This window comes from Symbiopectobacterium sp. (genome assembly GCF_051710365.1).
GTDB lineage: Bacteria > Pseudomonadota > Gammaproteobacteria > Enterobacterales > Enterobacteriaceae > Symbiopectobacterium.
Window position 1 is genome coordinate 1 of the sequence record NZ_JBPETA010000115.1, and the last position, 10,456, is coordinate 10,456.

The window sequence follows — 10,456 nt, forward strand, 5'->3', positions numbered from 1 at the left end:
GAGTTCAGTATTGGTGACAGACCACCACAAGTATCCAACCTCAATTCTATTCACAAGACCATCGTTGATGTTCTCGGCGAGCGATACCGTCGAATTTATTCTTAAAGTAGGTGCGGAATGACGGTTGCAGCAATTTTTGCGCAGAATAGAACGGGTAGGGTGCGGTCTCTTCTGTCGCCAGTACCTTGCCAAAATGTTCCTGATCGACAACAAAGCCGCCGCCGATGGAGTAATAGGTTTTGCTGTGCAGCAAGGTTTGCTGCTGGTAGGCACGGATCGTCATGCCGTTTTCGTGCAGCGGCAGGTTTTCCGCCTGAAAACGCAGGGCGGTTTCCAGCGGAAAGTTCACCTCATAGTCGCCCGCCAGCAGAGGCAGGCGCTGGGTCTCTTTTACTCGTTGAATAAACGCCGGAATACCGTCGATGTCCACGCTGTCCGGCAGGTTTCCGGCCAGCCCCATAATGATGGCGATATCCGTATGGTGCCCTTTACCGGTCAGGGAAAGCGAACCGTACACGTCCACCAAGATATCGGTGACGGAGGCGATAAGCGACTGGCTGACCAGCGTTATCGGTAAACATTTTGCCTGCTTTCATCGGCCCGACGGTGTGCGAACTCGACGGCCCAATACCAATTTTGAAAATCTCGAATACGCTGACCATGGCGATTTCCTCTAACAAGATGCTGACAACGCCAAGGCGCTGCCAGCAGATTCCGCCATCAGGTGTGCCGAGAGGCGGCTGGCAACTTATGCCAACCGTCTCTTGACAGTCATGAGGGGAAACAAGGAAGCGGCTCAGTGCCGCTTCTGCGTGGATTAATACAGGCTATAGACAATGGCGGTGATGGCGATCAGGCCCATCACGGTAACGAATACGTTGCTGATCTGCCCGCTGTATTGCTTCATTGCCGGGACTTTCTGAATGGCGTACATCGGCATCAGGAACAGCAGGCAGGCGATAACCGGGCCACCCATTGTTTCAATCATGCCCAGAATGCTGGGGTTGAGCGTGGCGACAATCCAGGTGGTCACCAGCATAAACAGCGCCGTGATGCGGTTCAGCTTGGCGTGACCGATGGTTTTACCGCGGCTGCTCAGCGATTTGATTATCATGCCGTTAAAGCCTTCCCCTGCCCCCAGATAGTGGCCGAGGAACGATTTGGAGATAGCGATGGTGGCGATAACCGGCGCCAGATAGGCCATGACCGGGTTATTAAAGTGGTTTGCCAGGTAAGACAAAATGGAAATGTTTTGCGTTTTGGCTTCCATCAGTTCCGCAGGGGACAGGCTCAGTACACAACTGAACACAAAGAACATCACGGTCAGCACCATCATTATATGGCTGTAGGAGAGGATGAGTGAGCATTTGGGCTCGGCATCGTCGCCATACTCTTTACGCTTGGCAACGGCAAAAGAGGAGATAATGGGTGAATGGTTAAAGGAGAATACCATTACCGGGATCGCCAACCACAGGGTCGACAATAGCCCATTGCCGGTTGCGCTGCTGGTGAAAGAAATATTATCAAAAATCGCTAAATTCCAATGAGGAACTAAATAAAATGCCAGCAGCATCAAGACCATGACAAAAGGATAAACCAGAATGCTCATGGCTTTTACAATCATGGCTTCGCCAAAGCGAACGATAAACATCAGGCCCAGAATTAATACCAAAGACAACACTGCGCGTGGCGGAGACGGTAAATGAAGTTGGTGCGTGATAAAACTGTCTACCGTATTGGTTATCGCTACGCTATAAACCAACAAAATAGGGTAAATAGCGAAAAAGTAGAGTAGCGTGATTAATTTCCCTGCGCCGACACCGAAATGTTCTTCGACCACTTCAGTAATATCTTCACCACCTTTTTTACCGGATAAAACAAATCGACACAGTGCGCGGTGTGAGTAATATGTTATCGGGAAAGCAATAATTGCCATAATTATCAATGGAATTAATCCACCAATACCGGCATTGATCGGCAGGAACAGCACGCCCGCGCCAATGGCTGTCCCGTAAAGCCCGAGCATCCAGACAGTGTCGCTTTTACGCCAACCAGAAGCGGGTGCGACGATCGCACTGCTTTCTTGGATTGTGCTCATAATTGGTTCTCCTTGGTGAACACAGTTTGCAAATTGTGTCAATATTGGCAATAGCACCAATGTTGTATAAATAATAAACATCGACGCGTTTTTATAACGCAATCGCATGTTAGAGAGTCAATACTGATTGTGGCGGCATTCTATATTGAGGCGGTCAGCGAATAATATTGAGATGATCACAGAAATGAATTGACGTGTTTTAATTTTATCAAAATTCGCTCATAAATAAAATATCAATTATGATACCTTACGTTATTTTTTTATAAAGTCTCTTATTTGATACTTTAACTTAATTTTTATGCCAAATAATAACCAATAATACCGTTGCTAATAAATAGCGTTAATTTACCTGCGATTAATAATAGACCTAATAATCCATATGTCACGCCAAAATAAGACCATATAAATAGTGTGTGTTTATGGTTTGCAGACAAAACAGACGAGAGTGTACGGGAATGTACTTCCCACCGGCGTAAAGCCACACGGTGGGAAGTGCACAGCGGTTAAAGCGTTGCTTGCGCCCACTGTAGGCCGGAATGATAGGCTTCAGGTAACAGGGACGAGTGACTGTAACGTGTGTTGTAGCTGAGTGCGATCGCTGTGCGTCAGGTTCAGGTGACCGACTTTACGTTCAGGTCGTACTTCTTTGTCATACCAGTGCAGATGAACCAGCGGCAGTGCCAGCCAGGCGTGATTAACATCAGTACCAATCAGATTGATCATGACGGCAGGGGCATCAATCACTGGTTTCGGCAACGGCAGATCCAGGATGGCGAGCAGGTGCAGTTCAAACTGGCTGATGGATGCGCCATTTTGTGTCCAGTGGCCGCTGTTGTGCACGCGGGGGGCCAATTCGTTGATCAGTAAACGATCGCCCACGATAAAGCACTCCATCGCCATCACGCCGACGTAACCGAGCGCATTCATGATGGCCGCGAGCATGGTTTCTGCCTGTTGCTGCATGCGTGCATCCGGCTGCGGTAGCGCAACGCTGGCGCGCAGAATGCCCTCTTCATGCAGATTGTGCGTCAGCGGATAAAACACGCAGTGTCCATCCGCACTACGCGCGCCTACCATCGAAGCTTCACCAGAAAACGCGATGCCTTGCTCTACGATGCATTCGCCGTAGCACTCTTGCGGCAGGGTCGCTGCGGTGTCAGGGCGTAAGCGCCACTGCCCACGGCCGTCATAGCCGCCCACGCGACGTTTGACGATGGCCAACTCGCCCAATCGGCTGAAGACGCCGGGCCACTCTTGCGCTGAAGCCAGCAACTGCCAGGGTGCGGTAGGCAACTGCAACGAATCCAGCAACTGTTTCTGTGTCAGGCGATCGGCCAGACGCGGAAAAATGTCACGGTTAACAAAGGCCGCGTGCTCTGCCAATTCGCGCGTCAATGCGGTTTCCGGCCAGCGTTCAATCTCAGCGGTGATGACCGCGTGATGAAACGGCACGGATTCCGGTTCGGCATCCAGTCCCACCGGATAGACGGCAATCCCCAAGGGTTCACCGGCCTGGCGTAACATACGACCCAGTTGGCCGTTTCCTAATACGCAAACGGGTTTCATGCCTCCTCCCGCGGATCGGGATGCGCCAGCACCTCATCGGTTTGCTGTTGACGCCAGGCGGCGAGGCGAACGGCCAACTCACCATCGTGCAGCGCCAGAATCTGTGCGGCGAGCAGGGCTGCGTTGGCGGCTCCGGCTTTACCGATAGCCAGCGTACCGACGGGGATGCCACGCGGCATTTGCACAATGGAGTACAGGCTATCAACGCCGCTTAGTGCTGCACTCTGAACCGGCACGCCCAGCACCGGCACCAGCGTTTTCGCTGCCAGCATACCGGGCAAGTGCGCTGCTCCGCCTGCGCCCGCAATGATCACATCAAACCCGTTTTGTCCGGCGTGCGGTGCGCTGAAACGACTTCGGTATGAAAGGGAATAGCGAGTGTGGTGAGAATTTCCGCAGCAAACTGCATCGTAGCCCAGTCACTCTTTGAACCCATGACGATGGCAATTTTTGCCGGGGCAGCGTTGGATGACATGCCTGTAGTGCTCCTGTGATATGACGTATTGAGACGCATGGCTGCGTCGGCCAGAAAACGGATGACGCTCTGGCTGGAGGGCGCAGATCATACCATGAGCGTTCGGGAAGGAAAACGGTTGCGTACGGACAAATCGCAGTATTATTGCCGTTAATGGCATCACAGGTTTGCCACAAAAGGTGTAAAAAACGGAGAAAATCAGAAGGGAAAGGAAATCAACGCGGTATCGCTAGCCGTGACTTTTATCATCCATCCCTGTTCATGCCAGGCACCCAGCACCGCCCGTTGCGCTTCGCTGCTGTCGGTTATGACCGTGTGTATTGCTGGCCGATGAGTATGCCCATGAATCAGGGTGTTAACACCATACGCTTGTAAACACACCTGCACCGCCTGCGGATTGACATCCATGATCTGCTGCGACTTATGCTGGTTTGCCTGCTGACTTGCCGCCCGCATTTTTGCCGCCACCTTGAGACGCAAACGTAAGGGTAAGCGCAGGAACAGCCACTGGATGACGGGGTTGTGTACCCGGCGGCGACATTTTTGATAAGCCGCGTCGTCAATGCACAGGGTATCGCCGTGCATGATCAGGATTCGGCGTCCATAGCACTCCACCACCTGCTCGGCGGGGAGCAGCGTCATGCCCGCCTGCGTGGCGAAACGCTTTCCCAGCAGGAAGTCACGGTTGCCGTGAATGAAGTAACAAGGGATACCGCGTTGTTGCAACTGGCGCAGCGCATTAGCAACGTTGGCATGCAGCGGTTGCGGATCGTCATCGCCGATCCAGGCATCGAACAGATCGCCCAGGATGTAGAGCGCATCTGCCTGCTGGGCATCACGTTCCAGAAAACGCAGAAAACCGGCGGTGATCGCCGGTTCATGTACGTTCAGATGCAGGTCGGCAATAAACAGTGTTGCCATGCTGCTGCAATTACTCGCTGACAGTCACGTGGGTAAATCACCACATCTTCTTTAGGAACGTCTTGATGCATGCCGCTGCGGCCAGTTGCAACGTCTTTGATCTTATCAACCGCATCCATGCCGTCGGTCACTTCGGCAAACACACAGTAGCCCCAGCCGTCTGCACGTTCTGAGCGGAAGTTGAGGAAGTCGTTATCCACCAGGTTAATAAAGAACTGTGCGGTAGCGGAGTGTGGATCGTTGGTGCGCGCCATAGCCAGCGTGCCACGGGTGTTTTTCAGGCCGTTATTGGCTTCATTGGCGATAGGCGCTTCGGTGGTTTTTTGCTGCATACCCGGTGCGAAACCGCCGCCCTGGATCATGAACCCATTGATCACTCGGTGAAAGATGGTGTTGTCATAAAAGCCGTTACGGCAGTAGTTTTCGAAGTTTTCCACGGTCGCAGGCGCTTTGTCTGCAAACGTGTTAATGACGATGTCACCGAAGTTTGTATGTAATGTAATCATAATGAGTAAACCCTGATAACCAGAAGGATGAGACATCCGCTGTCAGGCAGCGCTGTCTGCACAAAGGCTGAATAACCAAGGCGCTCTTATAGCATAACTGGTTGCGCGAGTCAGTATGACGAGGGAACTATTCGCGGGGGAGATGTGGACCGTTTGGTTAAAAAGTAACACAATGTCAATAAAATTGATAATATGTCATATATTTGCATTATTTTATTGAATAAAATTTTTCTTGTTGTAGATCAAACATTACTTATTTGGGAGTAGGATTTGCAATCAAGTCAGATTAGTCTTAAATGATTCGTATTACAGAGTTTACTAACAATACTAACAGGTGAATCATGCTGGGCTTAATCAATCGTGTACTGGATAAACCCGATGCAGGCAAACTGCTGCTGCGTCTCGCTTTTGGCATTTTGTTGATTTTTCATGGATGGCATAAAATGGTCGATTGGGTTGGCGCCATCGCGGGTATGCTGACAAATGCGGGATTACCGACGTTTATCGCGTATGGTGTCTTTGCGGGTGAAGTCGTTGCCCCCATCTTATTGATTCTCGGCATTCTGACACGTCCTTCTGCCTTAGTGGTTGCGGGCACCATGGTGGTTGCGCAACTTCTGGCTGCACCGGCGGGTTTTGTTTCGCTGGCGAAAACCGGTGCCTGGTGCGCTGAACCGACTGCGGTATTCTTCTTCGCTGCATTGGCTATCGCGCTGCTGGGCAGCGGTAAATACTCCGTGATGAGTAATCCGAATTTGCGCTAATGCCTCTTCGGTTTGCAAGCAGTAATATGAGACCCGGCGCGCCATTGCCGGGTTTCTGTTTTTTTAATCCTTATCAATTATCTTCCTATTACGCTGTCTCAGTCTTGCAATAGCTCGAGGTTCAGGTTTCAATACGCTGCTGGGCTTGCTGAACCCGCCTCAACGGCGGTGTTACGTTTGCTGCGCATACTCCACTTCTCCCGCGAATATCATGGAATGTTTTGATGTTAAAGATTTTTAATACGCTGAGTCGCCAAAAAGAGGAATTCAAACCCATTCGTGCCGGTAACGTGGGCATGTATGTATGCGGCATTACCGTGTATGACCTGTGTCATATCGGTCACGGGCGTACTTTTGTGGCTTTCGATGTGGTTGCCAGGTATTTGCGCTATTTGGGTTACTCGCTCAATTATGTGCGCAATGTAACGGACATCGACGACAAAATCATCAAACGCGCCGCAGAGAATGGAGAAAGCTGCGAACAGCTGACCTCGCGCATGATCGCTGAAATGCACGCTGATTTTGATGCGTTGAACATTTTACGTCCCGATCTGGAGCCGCGTGCTACACACCATATCGCCGAAATTATTGAACTGGTGGCGCAACTGATTGCGCGCAAACATGCCTATGTGGCAGACAACGACGATGTGATGTTTTCTGTCGACAGCGCGCCGGGTTACGGCGTGCTTTCTCGCCAGGATCTGGAACAGTTAAAAGCGGGTGCGCGTATTGAGATTGCGGAAGTGAAACGCAATCCGATGGATTTTGTGCTGTGGAAAATGTCCAAACCCGGCGAGCCGCACTGGACATCCCCGTGGGGGGAAGGGCGTCCCGGCTGGCACATCGAGTGTTCTGCCATGAACTGCAAACAGCTTGGCGAGCACTTTGATATTCACGGTGGCGGTTCCGACCTGATGTTCCCGCACCATGAGAACGAAATTGCTCAGTCGACCTGCGCCCATGACGGCCCTTACGTCAACTACTGGATGCATTCCGGTATGGTGATGATCGATCGCGAGAAGATGTCTAAATCGCTCAACAACTTCTTCACCGTACGCGATGTGCTGAAATATTACGACGCCGAAACCGTGCGTTACTTCCTGATGTCGGGTCATTACCGTAGCCAGTTGAACTACAGTGAAGAGAACCTGAAACAGGCGCGTGCCTCTTTAGAGCGCTTGTACACAGCGTTGCGCGGTACCGATCCGGCGGCGACGGCGCAAGATGGAGACGCGTTTGAAACGCGCTTCCGCGCGGCAATGGACGATGATTTTAATACGCCAGAGGCCTACTCGGTGCTGTTTGACATGGCACGCGAGGTGAACCGCCTGAAAGCGGAAGATGCGGTGGCGGCGGATGCGCTGGCCGCCGCGTTGCGCCGTTTGGCGGGCATTCTGGGGCTGTTGGAACAAGACCCGGAAGCCTTCCTGCACAGCGGTTCTCAAGCGGATGGTGATGAAGTGCAAGAGATTGAAGCCCTGATTCAGCAGCGTAATGACGCGCGTCAGGCCAAAGACTGGGCGCTGGCGGATGTAGCGCGTGCGCGCCTGACGGAAATGGGGATTGTGTTAGAAGACGGTCCGCAGGGCACTACATGGCGTCGCAAATAACGTTATTGCTAGTGGTATCGTGTTAAAAAATCGCCGGCGACGGTAAACCTTCGCGGGCGATTTTTATTGAATCAGACTACTGGCCGTTGCTTAAGGCACGACATTTACCGATTGCCCGGCAAAGCTGACCCGCTGACCGGCAATGATTTTGCAGCGTTTAGGCGTTTCTACCTGGCCGTCAACGCTGACGCCACCGTTAGCAATGGCGGCTTTGGCGGCAGCGCCGCTCTCACTCCAGCCAAGCAGTTTAAGCAGATCGCACAGTTCAACGTGCGGGTGTTTATCGAGATGAAAAGTTTCCATAACATCCTGCTGTAAGAAAGAAAAAGGCGCGCCTGAGCGCGCGATGTTAACGTGATGTTTATGCGTTAACCGTATAACCCGTGCCGTTACGCATTGCCGTCATGGTACTCTTCGCAAGCTTGCAGCGTGTTCTGAATCAGGGTGCCAACGGTCATAGGGCCAACACCGCCGGGCACCGGAGTTATCAGCGACGCGCGCTCCTGTGCGACGGAAAACTCCACGTCGCCCACCACTTTGCCGCTGTCCAGGCGATTGATGCCGACATCGATCACGATGGCACCCGGTTTAATCCACTCGCCGGGAATAAAGCCTGGCTTGCCAACAGCAACAATCAGCAAGTCGGCTTGCTCAACGTGTTGACGCAGGTTTTTGGTAAAACGGTGTGTCACCGTGGTGGTACAACCAGCCAGCAGCAGTTCCAGACTCATCGGGCGGCCAACGATATTGGAGGCACCCACCACCACGGCGTTCAAGCCAAACATGTCCACGTTGTAACGTTCCAGCAGCGTGATGATGCCGCGCGGCGTGCAGGCACGCAGCAGCGGGTCGCGCTGGCACAGGCGACCGACGTTGTAAGGGTGGAAGCCGTCCACGTCTTTATCAGGGGCGATGCGCTCGATGACTTTGGTGTTATCAATGCCTTCGGGCAGCGGCAACTGAACCAAAATACCATCAATGCTGTTGTCGGCATTCAGTTCGTCGATCAGCGCCAACAGCGCGGCTTCCGTGGTGCTGGAAGGTAAATCATAAGAACGAGAGACAAAGCCCACTTCGTCACACACTTTACGTTTGCTCGCGACGTAGATCTGTGAGGCGGGATTATCGCCGACTAACACAACAGCCAGCCCTGGCGCACGCTTGCCCTCGGCCAGACGCTGCTTGACGCGCGCACAAACTTCATCCTTCACTTGCTGCGCAATCGTTTTACCATCAATAATCTTTGCTGCCATCTCTCTGGAAATCCATCAAATAAAACTGCGGGGGATGGCGCTATTTTGTCAGAAGCGACGCGCGCTGTCAGGCACTGTATCAATATAAATTCGTCCGCACCTGACCGCTGTTGGCCTATTCTGTCGCAATTTCAACGCGATTTCTGCCCTTGCTCTTGGCCTGATACAGTGCTTTATCTGCACGAATAATCACGCTCTCCGGTGCCTGAGCTGGTGTTGTTCCCACAAAAAGGTAGACGCCGGCGCTGGCGGTAACGACTTTTTCATCCAGCGTGGTGAGTTCATGGGGGATGCGCTGGTGTCTGATGGCTTCCAGCGCCCGTTCTGCAAACGCTACGGCGCCTTCTTCCGTCACATCCATCAGAATGATGACAAACTCTTCACCGCCATAACGTGCGATTAAATCCTCTTTGCGACGCGGCATACTGCTCAGCGCATGGCTCACGGTTTGCAGACACTTGTCGCCTTCAACGTGACCATAGTGGTCGTTGTATTTCTTGAACATATCGACATCGAGCATGATAAGCGCTATTCGCTTACCGGAAAGGGCGGATTGCGCGATGGTCTCGCGCAGGAAAATATCAAACTGTCGCCGGTTCGCCAGACCCGTGAGGCCATCTAACAGCGCCAGCGTTTCCAGCGTGTGATTCATCGCGGTAAGCTGATCGCGTACCTTGGTCAGATCCAGTTGGTTTTTTTCGTTGATCTTGATCTGTTTCAGCACGATCGCTCCCATGCTGCTCATGATCAGCAGCAAGGTCAGGACGATAGCGGTATAAATGGTCGAGTCGACTTTCCAGTTGGAAAACACCTGCGTTTTGTTATAGCCCGCTGCGATGACAATGGGATAACGTTTTAACCGTGTATAACCATAGATGCGCTCGACATGGTCAACGGCGGAGTAGAAGGTGGCTGTGCCGCTGGTGGATGACTTCAAATGCTCCATAAACAGCGGGCTACTTGATACGTCCCGGTTAATTTGAGAATCATCAAAAGGACGGCCATACAGAATATGCCCGTCTGACAGTAAGATGGCTAATACGTCAGTGTCTCCCATCGAATAATAGCCGTAATAGAGTTTAAAATAATTGAGAGAAATGGTGGCGAGCAGCACGCCGGAAAAACTGCCATCTGGGTTGGCTTTGTTGAATAAATCAGAACTTGTAACGACTGTGCCCCATCGGGTCGATTGTTACGTGATGCGAATACTGTTCGGCATTCCTAATAGCGTGATCCGGTTAAGCGCTTTGACCATCGCCATGG

Annotated in this window: 7 protein-coding genes and 5 pseudogenes; 2 read left to right on the forward strand and 10 right to left on the reverse strand. The window is 52.0% G+C overall.

Annotated elements, in window-relative coordinates; translation table 11 throughout:
* Positions 1 to 127 precede the first annotated feature (127 nt).
* The 6 genes and pseudogenes from ACTBDZ_RS11350 to ppiB form a co-directional block, all read right to left on the reverse strand.
* Positions 128 to 662 (reverse strand): annotated as a pseudogene (locus ACTBDZ_RS11350) (serine dehydratase beta chain); the annotation flags it as partial.
* Positions 663 to 817: 155 nt separating this feature from the next.
* The gene (locus tag ACTBDZ_RS11355; protein WP_438815386.1) at positions 818 to 2,098 is read right to left on the reverse strand and encodes an HAAAP family serine/threonine permease; all 1,281 of its coding nucleotides are present in this window, start codon (positions 2,096 to 2,098) and stop codon (positions 818 to 820) included.
* A 503-nt stretch (positions 2,099 to 2,601) separates the two neighbouring features.
* Positions 2,602 to 3,664, reverse strand: a pseudogene (gene purK, locus ACTBDZ_RS11360) (5-(carboxyamino)imidazole ribonucleotide synthase).
* Positions 3,661 to 4,139, reverse strand: a pseudogene (gene purE, locus ACTBDZ_RS11365) (5-(carboxyamino)imidazole ribonucleotide mutase). Before purE ends, purK begins: the two co-directional pseudogenes overlap by 4 nt.
* A 198-nt stretch (positions 4,140 to 4,337) precedes the next feature.
* Entirely contained in the window at positions 4,338 to 5,060 is a 723-nt protein-coding gene (gene lpxH / locus ACTBDZ_RS11370) for a UDP-2,3-diacylglucosamine diphosphatase (protein WP_438815387.1), read from the reverse strand.
* A 10-nt stretch (positions 5,061 to 5,070) separates the two neighbouring features.
* A pseudogene (gene ppiB / locus ACTBDZ_RS11375) lies at positions 5,071 to 5,566 on the reverse strand (peptidylprolyl isomerase B).
* A gap of 341 nt (positions 5,567 to 5,907) precedes the next feature.
* Here ppiB and ACTBDZ_RS11380 point away from each other — a divergent pair.
* A complete protein-coding gene (locus ACTBDZ_RS11380; protein WP_438815388.1) occupies positions 5,908 to 6,330 on the forward strand; it encodes a DoxX family protein in 423 nt (140 codons plus the stop codon).
* A gap of 224 nt (positions 6,331 to 6,554) precedes the next feature.
* Positions 6,555 to 7,940 (forward strand): cysteine--tRNA ligase, encoded by a 1,386-nt coding sequence (gene cysS, locus ACTBDZ_RS11385; protein ID WP_438815389.1) that lies wholly within the window; start codon positions 6,555 to 6,557, stop codon positions 7,938 to 7,940.
* A 90-nt stretch (positions 7,941 to 8,030) separates the two neighbouring features.
* On the opposite strand, the gene ybcJ is transcribed toward cysS, so the two are convergent.
* From ybcJ to ACTBDZ_RS11405, 4 genes and pseudogenes are all read right to left on the reverse strand, one after another.
* Positions 8,031 to 8,243 carry a ribosome-associated protein YbcJ gene (ybcJ, locus tag ACTBDZ_RS11390; RefSeq protein ID WP_438815390.1) on the reverse strand — a complete coding sequence of 71 codons (213 nt, stop codon included), beginning with the start codon at positions 8,241 to 8,243 and terminating at the stop codon, positions 8,031 to 8,033.
* A gap of 86 nt (positions 8,244 to 8,329) precedes the next feature.
* A complete protein-coding gene (gene folD, locus ACTBDZ_RS11395; RefSeq protein ID WP_438815391.1) occupies positions 8,330 to 9,193 on the reverse strand; it encodes a bifunctional methylenetetrahydrofolate dehydrogenase/methenyltetrahydrofolate cyclohydrolase FolD in 864 nt (287 codons plus the stop codon).
* Positions 9,194 to 9,308: 115 nt separating this feature from the next.
* Complete coding sequence (locus tag ACTBDZ_RS11400) at positions 9,309 to 10,307, reverse strand: sensor domain-containing diguanylate cyclase (protein ID WP_438815392.1); 999 nt, start codon at positions 10,305 to 10,307, stop codon at positions 9,309 to 9,311.
* Positions 10,308 to 10,385: 78 nt separating this feature from the next.
* Positions 10,386 to 10,456: pseudogene (locus ACTBDZ_RS11405) on the reverse strand (surface-adhesin E family protein); the annotation flags it as partial.

Coding starts and splice junctions, on each gene's coding strand:
- ACTBDZ_RS11355 (WP_438815386.1), bottom strand. CDS start 2,098: ATGAGCACAATCCAAGAAAGCAGTGCGATCGTCGCACCCGCTTCTGGT.
- lpxH (WP_438815387.1), bottom strand. CDS start 5,060: ATGGCAACACTGTTTATTGCCGACCTGCATCTGAACGTACATGAACCG.
- ACTBDZ_RS11380 (WP_438815388.1), top strand. CDS start 5,908: ATGCTGGGCTTAATCAATCGTGTACTGGATAAACCCGATGCAGGCAAA.
- cysS (WP_438815389.1), top strand. CDS start 6,555: ATGTTAAAGATTTTTAATACGCTGAGTCGCCAAAAAGAGGAATTCAAA.
- ybcJ (WP_438815390.1), bottom strand. CDS start 8,243: ATGGAAACTTTTCATCTCGATAAACACCCGCACGTTGAACTGTGCGAT.
- folD (WP_438815391.1), bottom strand. CDS start 9,193: ATGGCAGCAAAGATTATTGATGGTAAAACGATTGCGCAGCAAGTGAAG.